At 44.5% G+C, this 17,713-nt stretch carries 15 protein-coding genes; 14 read left to right on the forward strand and 1 reads right to left on the reverse strand.

From position 1 onward, the window contains the following. The first annotated feature begins 47 nt into the window (after positions 1-47). From serC to pyrF, 9 genes are all read left to right on the forward strand, one after another. Positions 48-1,133 (forward strand): 3-phosphoserine/phosphohydroxythreonine transaminase, encoded by a 1,086-nt coding sequence (gene serC / locus JN178_RS09595; protein WP_202265618.1) that lies wholly within the window; start codon positions 48-50, stop codon positions 1,131-1,133. Position 1,134: 1 nt separating this feature from the next. Beyond that, a complete protein-coding gene (aroA, locus tag JN178_RS09600; protein ID WP_202265620.1) occupies positions 1,135-2,418 on the forward strand; it encodes a 3-phosphoshikimate 1-carboxyvinyltransferase in 1,284 nt (427 codons plus the stop codon). A gap of 166 nt (positions 2,419-2,584) precedes the next feature. Next, entirely contained in the window at positions 2,585-3,256 is a 672-nt protein-coding gene (gene cmk, locus JN178_RS09605; RefSeq protein ID WP_159624682.1) for a (d)CMP kinase, read from the forward strand. A 120-nt stretch (positions 3,257-3,376) separates the two neighbouring features. Beyond that, positions 3,377-5,047 (forward strand): 30S ribosomal protein S1, encoded by a 1,671-nt coding sequence (rpsA, locus tag JN178_RS09610; protein WP_159624680.1) that lies wholly within the window; start codon positions 3,377-3,379, stop codon positions 5,045-5,047. Positions 5,048-5,123: 76 nt separating this feature from the next. Beyond that, complete coding sequence (gene ihfB / locus JN178_RS09615) at positions 5,124-5,411, forward strand: integration host factor subunit beta (RefSeq protein WP_014949641.1); 288 nt, start codon at positions 5,124-5,126, stop codon at positions 5,409-5,411. Positions 5,412-5,643: 232 nt separating this feature from the next. Beyond that, positions 5,644-7,986: a PilZ domain-containing protein gene (locus JN178_RS09620; protein ID WP_202265622.1), complete on the forward strand. Its 2,343-nt coding sequence runs from the start codon at positions 5,644-5,646 to the stop codon at positions 7,984-7,986. A gap of 116 nt (positions 7,987-8,102) precedes the next feature. After that, on the forward strand, positions 8,103-8,363 hold the full coding sequence (locus JN178_RS09625) for a LapA family protein (RefSeq protein WP_232369740.1): 261 nt from the start codon (positions 8,103-8,105) through the stop codon (positions 8,361-8,363). Beyond that, positions 8,363-9,532 (forward strand): lipopolysaccharide assembly protein LapB, encoded by a 1,170-nt coding sequence (gene lapB, locus JN178_RS09630; protein WP_159624674.1) that lies wholly within the window; start codon positions 8,363-8,365, stop codon positions 9,530-9,532. Before JN178_RS09625 ends, lapB begins: the two co-directional genes overlap by 1 nt. Before the next feature lie 6 nt (positions 9,533-9,538). Further along, positions 9,539-10,237, forward strand: coding sequence for an orotidine-5'-phosphate decarboxylase (pyrF, locus tag JN178_RS09635; protein ID WP_202265626.1), 699 nt, complete (start codon positions 9,539-9,541; stop codon positions 10,235-10,237). Between the two features lie 103 nt (positions 10,238-10,340). Here the strand turns inward: pyrF and ald are convergent, their stop codons facing one another. After that, entirely contained in the window at positions 10,341-11,474 is a 1,134-nt protein-coding gene (gene ald, locus JN178_RS09640) for an alanine dehydrogenase (RefSeq protein WP_159624671.1), read from the reverse strand. A gap of 228 nt (positions 11,475-11,702) precedes the next feature. Between ald and lrp the strand changes: the two genes are divergently transcribed. The 5 genes from lrp to crcB all read left to right on the forward strand — a co-directional run bounded on the left by lrp (position 11,703) and on the right by crcB (position 17,711). Further along, positions 11,703-12,188 (forward strand): leucine-responsive transcriptional regulator Lrp, encoded by a 486-nt coding sequence (lrp, locus tag JN178_RS09645; protein ID WP_131093305.1) that lies wholly within the window; start codon positions 11,703-11,705, stop codon positions 12,186-12,188. 236 nt (positions 12,189-12,424) lie between these two features. After that, positions 12,425-15,169 (forward strand): DNA translocase FtsK, encoded by a 2,745-nt coding sequence (locus JN178_RS20290; RefSeq protein ID WP_202265628.1) that lies wholly within the window; start codon positions 12,425-12,427, stop codon positions 15,167-15,169. A 15-nt stretch (positions 15,170-15,184) separates the two neighbouring features. Further along, entirely contained in the window at positions 15,185-15,925 is a 741-nt protein-coding gene (lolA, locus tag JN178_RS09655) for an outer membrane lipoprotein chaperone LolA (RefSeq protein WP_202265630.1), read from the forward strand. 12 nt (positions 15,926-15,937) lie between these two features. Continuing rightward, on the forward strand, positions 15,938-17,245 hold the full coding sequence (locus tag JN178_RS09660) for a replication-associated recombination protein A (RefSeq protein ID WP_202265632.1): 1,308 nt from the start codon (positions 15,938-15,940) through the stop codon (positions 17,243-17,245). 82 nt (positions 17,246-17,327) lie between these two features. Then, a complete protein-coding gene (crcB, locus tag JN178_RS09665; protein WP_202265634.1) occupies positions 17,328-17,711 on the forward strand; it encodes a fluoride efflux transporter CrcB in 384 nt (127 codons plus the stop codon). The last annotated feature ends 2 nt before the right edge of the window (positions 17,712-17,713 follow it).

A 17,713-nucleotide genomic window follows, 5' to 3' on the forward strand; every position in this document is an offset into this window, starting at 1 on the left:
CAAGCGGCTTAAGCCGCTTGTTATTTTTACAGGTGTTGAAAAACGCAATGAAAGAGGTTTTTAACTTTTGCGCAGGCCCTGCAATGCTTCCAAAGGAAGTGATGCAAAAAGCCCAAGCTGAATTCACAAACTGGCGCGACTTAGGCTGCTCTGTAATGGAAGTAAGCCACCGTGGCAAAGACTTCATTGAAATAGCGGCAAAGGCGGAGCAAGATCTTCGTGACCTATTGTCAGTGCCATCTAATTATCACGTACTGTTCACGCATGGTGGCGGTCGTGGTCAATTTGCTGCTGTGCCGCTAAACCTTTCCAGTACAAGCGACACTAGCTTACATTTAGTAAGTGGCTCTTGGTCAAAAGGCGCAGTTGAAGAAGCTGAGAAGTACAACAATGCAGTGGTGGTAGGTAATGTTACCGACAAAGATGGCCTACAGTACGTTGCTAACCCTTCACTAAGTGATATTGACCAAACCGCAGCCTATTATCATTTTTGCCCTAATGAAACTGTAGACGGTATTGCCTTTGATTGGCTACCTGAAGCAGGCGATGTACCGTTAGTGTCTGATATGTCATCTACTATACTATCGCAACCTATTGATGTGGCGAAACACGGTGTTATTTACGCAGGTGCGCAAAAAAACATTGGGCCTAGTGGTTTATCTGTGGTTATTGTTCGCGACGATCTGGTAGGCAAAGCACGTAAGGAAACACCGTCTATTTTCGATTATGCGCTAGCTGCAAAATCAGACTCCATGTACAACACACCACCGACATTTTCGTGGTATTTGGCAGGCCTTGTATTTGAATGGCTAAAAGACATGGGCGGTGTAGACGCAATGGCCAAACGCAACAGCGAAAAAGCGGCGTTGCTGTATTCAGCCATTGATAGCTCTGATTTTTATTCAAGTAAAGTTCACCCAGACAATCGTTCGAAGATGAATGTGCCTTTCCATTTGGCAGATCCTGAGCTCGATAAGCTATTTTTAGCGCAATCTCAAGACGCTGGGCTGCTCGCGCTTAAAGGGCACCGTTCGGTAGGGGGCATGCGTGCCAGTATTTATAATGCAATGCCGGTTGAAGGCATTGTGGCGCTAGTTGAATTTATGCGCGAATTTGAAAGAGTGAATGGATAAAATGGAGCAGTTAACATTAGACCCGATTGCAAAGGTATCGGGAGAGGTCAATGTACCTGGCTCAAAAAGCTTGTCTAATCGTGCATTGTTACTTGCGGCATTGGCGGAAGGACAAACTGAACTAACGAACCTGTTAGACAGTGATGACATTTCACATATGCTGAATGCCCTGACCAAGCTTGGTGTAAGCTATGAGCTGAATGAAGACAAAACACGTTGTGTCGTACAAGGTAACAATGGGGCTTTTGACGTTGCAGAACCCCTTGAGTTATTTTTGGGCAATGCGGGTACAGCAATGCGCCCCCTATGTGCGGCACTCGCGGCAAGTAATGTTGATACTGTGCTTACTGGTGAGCCTCGCATGGAAGAACGCCCGATTGGTGATTTGGTTGATGCACTACGCGAGGCCAATGCCGATATTACTTATTTGAAAAATGATGGTTTTCCGCCACTTCAAATAAAAGGTAAAACACTAAGCGGCGGCGAAATGTCAGTTGACGGAAGTGTTTCAAGCCAGTTTTTGACAGCACTGTTGATGGCTGCGCCACTTTTCACTGGTGACGTGGTTATTCGTATCAAAGGTGAACTTGTCTCTAAGCCTTATATTGATATCACATTAGATACGATGGCCAAATTCGGTGTGTCGGTAGATAACGATAATTACCAGACATTTACCATATCGGGCGATGCAAAGTACGTTGCGCCCGGTAAATTTATGGTTGAAGGTGATGCATCATCAGCGTCTTATTTTCTAGCCGCTGGCGCAATTAAAGGTGGCACGGTACGCGTAACTGGTATAGGCCAAAATAGCATACAAGGTGACATTCGTTTCGCTGATGTGCTTGAAGCGATGGGCGCAAAGGTAGTGTGGCACGATGAATACGTTGAAGTGACGGGCGCACCACTTAAAGGGGTTAATATGGACATGAACCATATTCCAGATGCGGCCATGACCATTGCTACAACAGCTTTGTTTGCAGAAGGTCCAACGACCATGACAAACATCTACAACTGGCGCGTTAAAGAAACAGACCGACTAAATGCCATGGCGACAGAACTTCAAAAGTTAGGTGCCAAGGTTGAAGAAGGGCACGATTACATAACAGTATGGCCAACTGACCAACTTAAGCATGCAGAAATCGATACGTATAATGACCATCGCATTGCAATGTGCTTCTCGTTAGTGGCACTAAGTGATACGCCGGTGACTATTAACGACCCAGGCTGCACGCGCAAGACGTTCCCTGACTACTTCACTCGATTTAAGACGCTTTACAGTGCGTAACGTCGCTACTAGGGCACCCGAATAGCGCTAATATAAGCGCATTTCAGTGTGACTCTGTATCAAAATTAGTCAAATGTACAATGCCACCTTGTTCAGGTGGCATTGCTTATCTTGAAGTAAAGCGTATAATTGCGCGCGATTTTTGTAATTAGATGATGGAGCAGGTATGCATTCCACACCCGTAGTCACGGTTGACGGTCCTAGTGGTGCTGGTAAGGGTACGTTAAGTAGCTTATTAGCAAAGAAATTAGGGTGGCACTTTTTAGATAGCGGAGCAATATACCGCGTACTAGCAGTTGCCGCACTACACCACGACCTTCCGTGTGATGATGAAGAATGTGTTGTTCCTCTTGCAACCGGTCTCGACGTAAGTTTTGAGACGAATGAAGAAGCAACGCGCATCATTTTAGAAGGCGAAGATGTCACTGACGATATTCGCACTGAAGATGTAGGCGCAGTGGCTTCAAAAGTAGCAGCACTACCAAGAGTGCGTGAAGCACTGCTTCGTAGGCAGCGTGCATTCCAACAAGACCCTGGTTTGGTGGCAGATGGTCGCGACATGGGTACGGTGGTTTTCCCAGATGCGCCGGTTAAGATTTTTCTTACCGCAAGCGCTGAAGCCCGTGCTGAGCGTCGCTATAGCCAGTTGAAAGCTAAGGGCATGGATGTTAATATTGCGCGCCTTTTAACCGATATCAAGGCAAGAGACGAGCGTGATACACAACGCGCGGTTGCCCCTTTGGTACCGGCACAAGATGCTGTAATTATTGATTCAACGGACTTGGATATTGACCAAGTCTTTGAAAAAGCGATGGATATTATTTCCTCACGCCTTTAACAGACGAGAGCTGATCGCATCCAAAGCAGTGTTGCTACAGGAAGTGGCGACTAATTTTAATAACCCCACGTTATCCGGATTAGAAGCGTGGATATCAACTTAAAAGTTTATTTGAGACTTATGACTGAAAATTTTGCACAACTTTTTGAAGAAAGCTTACAAGAACTAGAAACACGTCCTGGTTCAATTGTAAAAGGTACTGTTGTTTCTATCGACAAAGACATCGTTCTTGTTGACGCGGGCTTGAAATCAGAAAGTGCTATCCCAGCAGACCAATTTAAGAACGCTGAAGGCGAACTAGAAATCGCTATCGGTGACGAAGTAGACGTAGCACTAGATGCAGTTGAAGATGGTTTCGGTGAAACTATCCTATCTCGCGAAAAAGCGAAGCGTCACGAAGCGTGGGTTGAGCTGGAAAAAGCTTACGAAGATAAAGTTACTATCAAGGGCGTTATCAACGGTAAAGTTAAAGGCGGTTTCACTGTTGAAGTTAACAGTGTACGCGCGTTCCTTCCTGGTTCACTAGTAGACGTACGCCCTGTACGTGACACTACTCACCTAGAAGGCAAAGAGCTTGAATTTAAAGTTATCAAGCTTGACGCTAAGCGTAACAACGTTGTTGTTTCTCGTCGTGCAGTTATCGAAGCTGAAAGCAGCCAAGAGCGTGAATCACTTCTTGCTAACCTTGAAGAAGGTCACGAAATCAAGGGTATCGTTAAGAACCTTACTGACTACGGTGCGTTCGTTGACCTTGGTGGCGTAGACGGTCTACTACACATCACTGATATGGCTTGGAAGCGCGTTAAGCACCCAAGTGAAATCGTGAATGTTGGTGACGAAATCAACGTTAAAGTACTTAAGTTCGACAAAGAGAAGCAACGTGTTTCTCTTGGTATGAAGCAAATGGGCAACGATCCATGGCAAGAAATTGCTTCTCGTTACCCAGAAGGTACTAAGATCAACGGTCAGGTTACTAACCTTACTGACTACGGCTGCTTCGTTGAAATCGAAGACGGCGTTGAAGGTCTTGTACACGTTTCTGAAATGGATTGGACTAACAAGAACATCCACCCATCTAAAGTTGTTAACCTAGGTGACACTGTAGATGTAATGGTTCTTGAAATCGACGAAGAGCGTCGTCGTATTTCTCTAGGTCTTAAGCAGTGCATTGCTAACCCTTGGGAAACTTTTGCTGAGTCACACGAAAAAGGTGACAAAGTGTCTGGTAAGATCAAGTCAATCACTGACTTCGGTATCTTCATCGGCCTTGACGGCGGCATCGACGGTCTAGTTCACCTTTCTGACATCAGCTGGAACAAGTCTGGTGAAGACGCGGTTCGCGACTACAAGAAAGGCGATGAAATCTCTGCAGTCGTACTACAAGTCGACCCAGAGCGTGAGCGTATCTCTCTTGGCGTTAAGCAAATCGAAGAAGATCCTTTCAACAAGTATCTGACAGATAACAAGAAAGGTGCTATCGTTACTGGTACAGTAACAGCAGTTGATGCGAAAGGCGTTACTGTAAACCTAGCTGAAGAAGTTGACGGCTACATCCGCGTTGCAGATCTTGCTGTAGAGCGTGTTGAAGACGCAACAGAAGTAGCAAGCGTTGGTGATAGCATTGAAGCGAAGTTCATGGGCGTTGACCGTAAGAACCGCACTGTTAACCTATCTGTTAAAGCGAAAGATCAGGCTGACGAAAAAGAAGCTATCGATAAAGTTAACCAACAAGAAGATGTTGGTTTCGCTAACGCGATGGCAGAAGCATTTAAAGCTGCTAAAGGCGAATAATGCTTTTGTGGGTGTGCAAATGCACACCCAGTTCGCGATAGCTGTTTAAACAATAATATTGACAATGAGGTTAAGCATGACCAAGTCTGAATTAATTGAACGGCTCGCGGATCAAGCGCGTCATATTCCTGCGAAGGAACTTGAACTGGCCATTAAAGAACTTTTAGAGCAGATGGCGCAAACTTTACAAAAAGGTGAGCGTATCGAAATTAGAGGTTTTGGCAGCTTTTCTCTTCACTACCGTGCGCCACGCGTAGGTAGAAACCCGAAAACGGGTGAAACAGTAAAGCTTGACGGTAAATATGTACCGCACTTTAAGCCAGGGAAAGAGCTTCGTGAAAGAGTAGATGCGTCAATTGCATAAAAAATTTGAAAGCCGCTGAAAAGCGGCTTTTTTAATACATCCAAGTCCAATCTAACATCCAATAGCAGCGTGAAAATAACGCGGCTTTATTATTTTATTAACATTAATTTTCCATCAAAACATCATCTTGGTTGCTTTTTATACTTTTGTTTAGTTGACTTTGTCTATTGACGGGTAGATTAATACGGTTATATATTATCCAGATAATAATAAAACGGTATTAGTAGAAGTAATGTCAGCCGGCGACGAACAATCAATAATTAAGCAATATCAGCCGCTCATACGTGCTTTAATCCCCTATGAACAGCAAAACAGACTGCTAGAGGGGATAAACAAATTCTCAAAAAGACTCCCAAGTAGCGTAAGGAAAGTTGTTAAAGAGGAAGTGGTACGGTTAACGTCACTTACTGATGCGCCTGCTGATAACTCTGCCTTTGCACAATTCCCTGTAATGAAGTTTAAGCACTTTGGTGTTCAGATGCGCTTAGACAAAGTAGGGGCTCAAATACTTAAAAACGAAACATCACTTTATCAAGACAGATACACCGTAGGTGTTTTTGAATCGGTGATGAATTCTGACTTTTACCAGTCGCAGATAAAGAAAGAGCAATTCAAAAAGATTGTCGATGCATTTAATGTTGAAAGCCAATCATTCACCGATATTGATTTTGGTGATGATATCGCGATTCGTCCGAATTTTACGCTTGCGTCAGCTCAATTCGAAAAGGGCAGGCACTGTGCAATAAGCTCGCTGTCATACAAAGGGTTCTCCCTAGAGACCAAGCGCCCACCTAATGCAAGCACTGGCGATAAGCTTACCTTTACCTTGCCCGAAATAGCTGGACTTACAAAAGAACAAACAGACGTAACGCTTGAGTTAGAGTCGGTTAAATACAACAAGCATTTAGGTAAGTATGAGTCGAGTTTTGTTTTTCCTGATGATCTTGACCCTTCGCTAGTTACCGCGTTAAAGCGCTACGTCAGTATTACGGCTTACAAGCAACCATTGCAGCGTGATTTAGAAATTGAGCGCGCCATGCAAGAACTAGAGCGCGATCGCATTTTAGAAAATAGCCCATGGCTTCCGGTTTTTCTAGCACCGAACAAAACATCGTTAAAGCCAGTTATTGCGCTTTATACTAAAGCTAACGTGGAACACAATAACTCGACCAAAGTGCTGGCAAGTCTGCAAGATAAGCCCATTTTTGCGACCTTGGTTGAAGAACTGAGAAAATACAACGAAGCGTATGTATTTCACGGTAATATCAAGACAAAAAGTGGCAATATTCAAATCACCGCCACGCATCGTCAACTACTCGCGCTCGGTCAATTAAACGCGCTCGTGTATTTGTTGGCAAAAAGCGAGGATTTTATTTGTACTCATTGTCGATTAGATGAAGTGAGTAAACAGGATAAAATTAAAGCTTTCGCTATTCACGACATCTCAAGCAAGGAATTCGAGCATTTAGCACAAATTACTCACGTGCTTTATTGTAAAGATGTCACAAACTATCTCAGTAATTTATCATTGCTCGCTAAATGTGATTTTAAGCCTTTGTCCAAGACACTTAAAGCCAGTGGCAAGAACTGGCAAATTGATTATGTTATGGAGGAAGACTTAGATAGGCGCTGCGAAACGCGATATTTAATGGATAAGGCTGCGTCAATTAAAACAGGGTTGTTGTCATCAATCGATGCCCGTGTCTCTGACTTAAGTGCAAGTGGCATGAAGTTAAAAGTAGCGCCTAACAGCGATGTGCAGCAAGAAATTCGCGTAACAATACCAGACCTTAAGATCAAAGGTGAAAAGTATAAGGTAGTGCACTATGACGCTGATAATGGCGTTGTTCGTTTGTGCTTAACGGAAGACGCGCGCAAAGCCAAAGTGAGCTCCAGTGTTGATTCTATGGTCGAAGAGAACTCTGCCTATTTCAAGCTAAACGATATTGCGCGTACACAGCGCCTCACCCACCGTTTTATCTGGGAGCTGGCCGTTAGGCATATGCCTTCGCTATCGGTATTGTGCGTAATGAACCGGTTTACTCTAGATAGATTAAAAACGGTTTATCAAAGCGACGCATCAGACGATTTATATCCGTTCTCTCGCACGCAAAACATTATCCCGCTTCATGGTTTTTTCGCAGACAAAGGGCAAGCCAAACCAAAATCTCAAATATTAGAGGCAATGTTTAAAGAAACCTCTGAGCAAGCACTTGTTGTTCACTGCGTTAGAAAAAGTGATAGCAGACTAGTTTATATCAAAGAACGTGACTTCCTTTATTCAAAGCTGCGGACACAAATCAAAAATCAACTTGATGAGAGTAAAATCCAACTCAGTGCCACGGATGTTACCGCAGTGCGCTGCCATGGCGCTACAACGCCATTGACGAAAAAGCGACTAGCACAACTTTCTAAACTCGATAAAGCCATGTACGACAAACTTGAGACAATGCAAGCAGGTTATACTCATTGCATCTTTATCACTAATATGTCGGCATTACATCACGATTTGGTTGTTGATAACCTAATAGCAAAAGCGCAAAGACCAGACACCGAGAGAGAAGGGGCGGCATAGCTCGTGCTGGCTTGTTACGTATCTAGTGTAATGAGATGAACCTTCACCCTCGCTTTTTCCTATTATCTCTTTGAGCAATTTGCTATTCTTATCAATAAATCAATAAAAAGGGTTTAGTGTTGAAAGGGATCCTGACATTCATACTCATTTTAGTGCTATTGACGTTTGCATTTGTTATTGGCGCACTAAATGAATCTCAAGTAACCGTAAATTATCTTATCGCTCAAGCGAATTTACGTATGTCTACGTTAATTGCTATCACCCTAGCGATTGGGGTGGCAATTGGTGTTCTGGTTATGCTGGTAGGTTGGCTGCGTTTGCGTGTACAACTTATGGCAGCACAAAATAAAATTCAGCGATTGGAACAACAACACTAATGCTTGAACTGCTGTTTCTACTTTTGCCTGTTGCGGCTGGATACGGTTGGATAATGGGCCGAAATAGTGTCCGCCAAGCGCAAAGAAAACAGTCAAGTATTCTCTCTAAACACTATTATAAAGGGCTGAATTTTCTTTTATCTGACCAGCCCGATAAAGCTGTTGATACACTCATTAAAATGATCAATGTCAATAGCGACACGGTCGAAACCCATATTGCGATGGGCAGTTTCTTTCGTCATCGAGGGGAAATAGACCGCGCGATTAAAGTGCATCAAAATCTTGTGAGCCGCGATGAGCTTCAACCTGCACAACGTGAAAATGCATTAAGAGAATTGGGGCACGATTACACGCAAGCCGGATTTCTCGAGCGCGCTGAAAATGCATTTCTACAATTACTTAATAGTGAAAAGCATTACCTTGTCGCACAGCAGCAACTATTCAGTATCTACCAAACCACCAAAGAATGGGAGCGCGCAATAGAGCTAGCTGAGCGTATGGTTCAATGTCATGGCGACAATGATGAGGTTTGTGAGCGTTTAGCTCATTTTTATTGTGAGCAGGCTGCGGTTGAGCTTAAAAATGAAAGCCAAGGCGCTGCATTGACCTTACTGCAAAAAGCCGTGAATGCAGACGAACATGCCGTAAGGCCGTGGCTTATGCTGGGCGAAATCTCACTTAACCAGAAACGCTATACCGATGCCAACGCGTATTTCACACAAGTGGCAGAAAGGGATATTAATTGGTTCAGCGAAGCAGTACCTAGTCTCGAAAAAATCGCTGAAGAAACTGGAGACTGGGAAGCGTTTCAACAAAACCTGGAAGCACACTGGCAAGAGTGCGCAACATCCTATTTGGCAATGGTTGATGTATTACTTAAACGTGGCGACACGGCACAAGCGGCAGAATATTTACTTGAACAGTTGCGCAAGCGTCCTACCATGCGTGGCTTCAAAACGCTAATGGGCTTATACATCGATCAACTGTCAGATCAAACGACAGCAGACAGCTTGCGGTTGTTAAAAGAACTGGTTGAAAAACAAATGTTACAGCGCCCCAAGTACCGTTGTAACAGCTGTGGCTTTTCCGGTCGTAAACTATACTGGCTATGCCCCAGTTGCAAAAAGTGGGGCGTAGTGAAACCAATTAAAGGGCTAGACGGAGAATAATTAAACATGCACGACCCACGCGTTATTGTTGCTTTAGACTATGACAACAAAGACTCTGCATTTGCTTTTGTAGATAAGCTAGATCCTAGCTTATGCAAATTGAAAGTGGGCAAGGAAATGTTCACATTATTCGGTCCTGAATTTGTTAAAGCACTTATTGCTAAGGGCTTTGATGTTTTTCTCGATCTTAAATTTCACGACATCCCCAACACAGTGGCAAAAGCGTGTAAGGCAGCCGCAGAGTTGGGTGTTTGGATGGTGAATGTTCATGCATCTGGTGGTATTCCTATGATGCAAGCCGCTAAAGAAGCGATTGCTAATAGTAGTCACCCATCAACGAAGCTTATCGCTGTGACCGTACTTACCAGTATGGACGAGTCGCAATTAGCCGATGTAATAAGCAATGTGACACCAGAAGAGCAAGTACTGCGGTTAGCAAACTTAACTGCGCAAGCGGGCCTGGATGGTATTGTTTGTTCAGCGCAAGAAGCACAGGCATTGCGAACAAAACACAGCGACGACTTTCTGCTTGTTACGCCAGGTATTCGCCCACTTGGTGCTGATGTGGGCGATCAAAAAAGAGTAATGACGCCGCCTGACGCAATAAAAGCAGGCGTGAATTACCTAGTAATGGGAAGACCCATTACTAAAGCTGAAGATCCCATTGCCGTGTTAAAAGCAGTAAATGCCTCTATAAGCGCATAGCAAATCTTTTAACCACATAAAAAAAGCTCGGAATGTGAAAACATATCCGAGCTTTTTTTTAGTTGAGTAACGTCTAGCTATGTTACATCACGTTAAGCAGGCGTTATTCGCCTTTAAGTGCTGCTTCAGCTGGCGTATATGTAAGACCTAGTTCTGCGCCTAGTGCATCCACAACAGCTTTGTACGTCACTTTACCTTCGTGAACGTTCAGACCATTAAGTAAATGCTTGTCTTCAAGCATTGCTTTAACTGGTCCCTTATTCGCAAGGGCTAGACCAAAGGGTAAGGTTGCATTGTTAAGCGCCATTGTTGATGTGCGTGCAACGCCACCTGGCATATTGGCAACACAGTAATGTACAACATCATCAACCATGTAAACTGGATCTTGGTGCGTAGTTGCTTTTGATGTTTCAAAGCAGCCACCTTGGTCAATAGCAACGTCGACCAATACAGAACCAGGCTTCATAGCTGCAATGTGTTCGCGCGTTAATAGTTTCGGTGCTGCTGCACCAGGGATCAGTACCGCACCAACGACTAGGTCAGCTTTTGAAGAATAGTGCTCAATGGCGTCTACCGTTGAGTAAACTGTTTTAACCTGACCATTGAAAATATCGTCTAGTTGACGAAGTCTTGGTAGTGAACGGTCAAGTAGAGTTACATCAGCGCCTAGGCCAAGAGCCATTTTCGCTGCGTTAATACCTACAACACCACCACCAATAACCAATACTTTACCCGGAGCTACGCCCGGTACGCCTCCTAATAGTGTTCCGCTACCACCGTGCGCTTTTTCTAGGTAATGAGCTCCGGCTTGAACAGACATACGACCTGCTACTTCACTCATTGGAGCAAGTAGTGGAAGACCACCGCGATCGTCGGTTACCGTTTCATAAGCAATACACGTTGCACCCGATTCAACAAGCAACTTTGTTTGCGTTGGGTCTGGTGCTAAGTGTAGATAGGTATAAAGCGTTTGGCCTTTACGCAACATTTTACATTCGTTTGGCTGAGGCTCTTTCACTTTTACAATCATTTCAGCTTCAGCAAATACTTGCTCAGCAGTAGATGCAATTGCAGCGCCTGCTTCAACATACATTTCGTCAGTGAAACCAATTGCATCACCTGCCTTAGTTTCTACAAGTACATTGTGGCCGTGGCTAACAAATTCTTTTACGGCTGCAGGCGTTAAGCCAACACGATACTCGTGATTTTTAATCTCTTTTGGTACACCAACTAACATGCGTAATCCTCTTTTATTGCGTGAGCTTCTTAATGGCTCGTATTGATTAAATGTCATGTAAAGGCTAGTTGAGCTCTGGCCTTTAATCTATAAAGGACAAGAAACAACCGCATTAATAACAAGGGCGTTATGTCGGCGAGTATACGACAATAAAAAACGAACTATCTGCTGAAGAATGCCACTTATTAGAATATAATTTGGAATAAGTGCTATTTAAGGAAATTTTATATGTTGGTGAAAACGCCAAAACACCTTGACCGAATAGACAGAAATATCTTGGTTCAACTACAAAAAAACGGCCGCATTTCAAACGTAGAACTGGCAAAAGAAGTAGGATTGAGTCCTAGTCCTTGTCTTGAAAGGGTTAAGCGATTGGAAAGCCAAGGCTATATTAAGGGCTATCATGCTGTAGTTGACCCCGAAAAGCTTGGTGCTGCAATGCTGGTTTTTGTTGAAATTACGCTGACGAAAACATCTGTCGATATCTTTGCAGAATTTTCTGCTGCGGTTAAGTTACACGACGACATCCAAGAATGTCATCTTGTGTCTGGCGATTTCGACTTTTTATTGAAAGCACGTGTTGCTGACATGGGTAGCTATCGCAAGTTGCTAGGTGACACCTTGTTGCGCTTACCGGGAGTGAGCGAATCTAGAACCTATGTTGTAATGGAAGAAGTTAAGAGTACGTCGTCTTTGCGTATTAACTTGAAGTAACGAAAGCATGGCTGAACTATTACGTTTTGTGGTAGGCTGTGCAAAAATACAGTGTTTGTATTTCGCCTAAGGATAAGGCCGGCTATACAAGACACATTAAAGCTTAATAAAAGAGCAATACGATAATAATAAGTAAGGAACACAGAAGGTTCGCTAAGCCTTTTGTCACTGTGTTTAGGTTACTTGTCTGGTTACCATATTGACAAGTACCCCGTTAATTGAAGGTTTTTAGGGTTATGGCGCGATTAACAGGAGTTCAGCGAGTGTGGGAAGCAGGCATGATAATAGCCTGTGTTTTCGCTTTTTTCTTATTGCTGGCACTTGCATCTTTTCATCCAGGCGATCCAGGCTGGAGTCAGGCAGGATTACAACTCGATGTCCACAATTGGGTTGGTGCAACGGGAGCTTGGATAGCTGATTTACTATTGTTCACATTTGGCTATCTTGCGTATTTATTGCCATTCGGCGCAGCCTTTCTAGGCTGGTTCCTGTTTCAACACATCAAAGAGTTGGACGAATTTGATTATTTAACTATTGGCCTTCGTATTGTGGGCGGCTTGTTGATGGCGCTAGGCACAACAGGTATCGCGAGCATTAATTTTAACGATGTATTTAATTTCTCAGCAGGCGGTTTTGTTGGTGACGTAATTAGCTCTGCATTGGTCCCGTATTTCAACACGGCCGGCACTATTTTGCTCCTTTTGTGTTTCTTTTGCACTGGGTTTACGCTGTTAACCGGGATCAGTTGGTTAACAATAGTAGACAAGGTAGGAGAAGGAACACTTTGGGTATCGAAGAAACTCATTAGCGCCCCACAGAGCTTACTTGCGCTTGAGATGCCAAAGTTAGCATTGGCGAACAAGAATGAAGAGCAACATTCGCCTAGCGAACTAGATATAACGTCAATGCGCGCCGAGCCGCCAGAAGAAGATGTGAGCGAAGCGCAGCAGCAACCCAAAAAGACAGAACGCAACGCTGTTCGAAGTGAGCCTACATTTTCAGTTGAAAGCGCTATTGAAGAACCACCGTTCTACGCATTTGATGATGAAACAAATGCGTCTTCATCGACAAGCGATGAGGCTGATGATCACAACGAAGGTGATGCTCCAAAGAAAGCGAGCTTTTCGTTTGCAAGTATGCGTGAAGCGGTAACAGGCGGCATCAAAGACAAGGTCGGTCTTGGTAAAACTAATGAACCAGTCCACGCGGATGAGGCGGAAAAAAATGTAAACGCGCAGCAAAGCCCTCATATCAATTTTGACGACTTGGCAGAATTTGATGAAGATATGCCGTACGAAACCGGAACAAAACCCGAAGTTTCAACGCAACCTGCCCAGCATCATGACGATGCTAATTATGTGGAAAAAGAGATTAAGCCCACCGAGCAGCACGTTGCGCCAACCACGCCTGTTGAACAGAATTTTGCGCCTGCGGCGCTTGGTGCAAAACCGGTTAAAGCGAGGGCAGGGGAGATCGACCCTGATTTACCGCCAATGCCTTCATTTGACCTTCTAGAGCGAGCTGATAAACACGAAAACCCGTTAACGCCTGAAGAAATTGAAGGTATTTCGCGACTAGTAGAAGAAAAGCTTGCTGACTTTAATATTGAAGCTACCGTTGTGGGCGTATTCCCGGGCCCAGTGATTACACGTTTTGAGCTTGACCTAGCACCGGGTGTTAAAGTGAGCAAAATAACAGGGCTGTCGAAGGATTTGGCGCGCGCCATGTCGGCGATATCCGTTCGCGTTGTAGAGGTCATTCCCGGTAAGTCGGTCATTGGGCTTGAACTTCCAAACAAGAAACGAGAAATGGTGCGTTTAAGCGAAGTCATTAGCTGTGACACATTCCAATCTAATAAGTCACCATTAACGATGGTCCTAGGCGCTGATATCTCCGGTAAACCAGTAGTAGTTGATTTAGCGAAAATGCCACACCTGTTAGTTGCAGGTACTACGGGGTCTGGTAAATCAGTGGGCGTGAACGTGATGATCCTGAGTTTGCTTTATAAGAGCACGCCAGAAGACGTTCGCATGATCATGATTGACCCTAAAATGCTTGAGCTTTCTGTATATGAAGGTATTCCGCATTTGTTGGCCGAAGTTGTAACGGATATGAAAGAAGCGGCTAATGCGCTTCGTTGGTGTGTCGGAGAAATGGAACGACGCTACCGTTTGATGAGTGCCCTTGGTGTGCGAAATCTAAAAGGCTACAACGCCAAAGTGACCGAAGCCATTGCCAACGGCACGCCAATTAAAGATCCGCTATGGAAGAGTGAAGAAAGTATGGACGCAGAGGCGCCCGACTTAGAGAAACTTCCAGCGATTGTCGTTGTGGTTGATGAGTTTGCCGACATGATGATGATTGTGGGTAAAAAAGTAGAAGAACTTATTGCGCGTATTGCTCAAAAAGCGCGTGCAGCGGGTATTCACTTAATTCTTGCAACACAAAGACCGTCTGTTGACGTCATCACGGGCTTAATTAAAGCAAACATTCCAACTCGTATCGCGTTTCAGGTTTCAAGTAAAATAGACTCTCGAACTATATTAGATCAGCAAGGCGCAGAGACCCTACTAGGAATGGGAGATATGCTTTATCTACCACCTGGAAGCCCAGTACCTACGCGTGTACATGGCGCGTTTGTTGACGATCATGAAGTACATGCTGTAGTAGCTGACTGGCAAAAGCGTGGAGAGCCAGAGTACATCGATGAGATTCTAAACGGCGAAGCCTCTGCAGAGGTGCTATTGCCGGGTGAGCAACCTGAAGGTGAAGATCAAGAGTTTGATGCGTTTTATGATGAAGCCGTGGCTTTTGTGACTGAAACAAGACGCGCTAGCGTCAGTAGCGTACAGCGTAAATTTAGAATTGGTTACAACAGAGCAGCGCGCTTAGTGGAACAAATGGAGATGAGTGGGGTCGTAAGTGCACAGGGACATAACGGTAATCGCGAGGTACTCGCGCCACCTGTCCACAAAGAGTAGTCACGGAGTAGAACGATGAAACAAGCCGTATCAGTGTATTTTGTAAGTGCTTTAGCATTAGCGTGCTCGAATAACGCGTATAGCGCTTACGAGATTAGCGATGAACATGCAATTACTCCTTCAAGCGATGTTGAAGAACAGGTTAGTGCGGTAGCTACAAGTAGCAGTCCAGACGGTGACAGCTTGCAAGTACTATTACGGGACATGAAACAATTCCGCGCAGGTTTTGAACAAACCGTTGTTGATGCTGAGCAGAACATTGTTCATGAGGCGCAGGGCGTGCTGACTATGACTCGCCCTAATAAACTGCGTTGGGAAACCACATTTCCTGACGAAACTCTATTGATAGCTGATGGCAGTGCAGTATGGAATGTCGATTCATTTGTCGAGCAAGTTACGGTTATTTCACAAGATCAAGCAGTTAAAGATAATCCTATCGTGCTCTTAACAGCCAGTGATGCAGAAACGTGGAATAAGTTTACAATTCGCAAAGTTGATACATCTAGTGTTGAGGGCGAAGCGGCTGCCCAGATGCTAAGTAGTTATCAAATAACGCCTAAAGAAGTAGGCGGGCAGATTGAAACACTGACCCTTACTTTTAACCAAGACAACAAACTGGCTGCGCTTAATATGTTGGACGCCCAACAGCAAATTAGTACGTTAGTTTTCAATAATATTGAAACGCGTTTTCCACTAGCTGCAGACACGTTCTCAGTAAACATACCCGACAGTTATATTGTGGATGATCAACGGTAGTTCTCTTCGCTAATGAATCAAGCTAATCAGGCATTTGCGCCGCTTGCAGCGCGAATGCGACCTACCTCAATCGAAGAATACAGCGGCCAAGCTCACCTTTTGGGCAAAGACAAGCCTTTGCGGAAGATGCTTGAAGCGGGTCATTGTCACTCAATGATTTTATGGGGGCCTCCGGGTACCGGTAAAACTACGCTTGCGGAACTGATTGCACAATACACAAACGCATCAGTCTTGCGTATTTCGGCAGTGACCTCAGGTGTGAAAGACATTCGAGCGGCGATGGACACTGCTGAAGAAAATGCGAGGTACAATCGACGCACACTATTGTTCGTTGACGAAGTACACAGGTTCAATAAGAGCCAGCAAGATGCGTTTTTGCCGTTTGTGGAGTCGGGGGTAGTGACTTTCATTGGTGCTACTACTGAAAACCCGTCTTTTGAACTTAATAACGCATTGTTATCGCGTGTGAGGGTGTATGTGCTCAAGCCCCTTGAGCAAGAAGCTCTGGAAACATTAGTAGAACGGGCTTTAAAAGATGAAAACAAAGGGCTAGGACAGCGAGGTCTTAGTATTGAAGAGAATGCAAAAGCAGCGTTAATCGAGCTAAGTGGTGGTGACGCAAGGCGCTTATTGACCTATTTGGAGCTTTCTGCTGATTTTACTAATGGCGCAAGTATATCAATCGGTGATATTGAGCAGGCCGTTGGTCAAAAGGTGGCAAGCTACGACAATAAGGGCGACACCTTTTACGATTTGATCTCAGCTTTTCATAAGTCAGTGCGCGGTTCTGACCCTGATGCAGCGCTTTACTGGTACGCTAGGATCCTCGACGGTGGCGGTGATGCGTTATATGTTGGAAGGCGACTTCTTGCTATTGCGTCAGAAGACATTGGTAATGCTGACCCTCGTGCTATGCAACTGTGTATCAATGCCTGGGACACGTTTCACCGCGTTGGACCTGCTGAGGGGGAGCGAGCTATTGCACAGGCTGCGGTATACTGTGCACTTGCAGCAAAAAGCAACGCCGTTTACATGGCGTTTAATGATGCTAAAGCACTGGCGAGAAAAACGTCAGATGCCCCAGTTCCTATGCATTTAAGAAATGCGCCTACGAAATTGATGAAAGAGCTAGGCCATGGCGATGGTTATCGCTACGCACACAATGAGCCTAATGCGTTTGCTGCAGGTGAAACCTACTTTCCTGAATCTATCGGTCCACAGCGCTTTTACACCCCCAACGAGCGCGGTTTAGAAAAAGCACTAAAAGCAAAACGTGACTATCTTGATTCACTTAATGCACAAAGTAGGAATAAACGGTAAAGTGTTGTCAAAAGGCATTGCACGCTCGTGCACTTTAGTGCCTAATAAATAAACAAAAATTGAGAAGATTGGGAGTGACATCGTGCCTCAAGGGATAGCGTTGTACTGTTTTATTGCCGCAGGCGGCGCAACAGGCGCTTGTTTGCGGTATTTTGTTACAACTACGGTAGATTCCTTATTTGGAAAACACCTGCCGTTTGGTACACTAACCGTGAATGTTGTAGGGTCATTCGCTTTGGCGATTTTGTACGGCTTTATAGAGCGCCATGATTTGGCCGATTCACCTTATAGAGCGTTAATTGGTGTTGGATTACTTGGCGCGTTTACCACATTCTCAACGTTTTCTGTAGAAACGTTAACTTTATTAGAAAATGGGCTATGGCAAAGAGCGATAGCAAATGTATTTCTTAACGTTGGTGCCTGCTTGTTAGCAGGGTGGCTAGCAATTGAATTAATGAAAGGATAATT

Source organism: Alteromonas sp. KC3 (assembly GCF_016756315.1).
Taxonomy (GTDB): domain Bacteria; phylum Pseudomonadota; class Gammaproteobacteria; order Enterobacterales; family Alteromonadaceae; genus Alteromonas.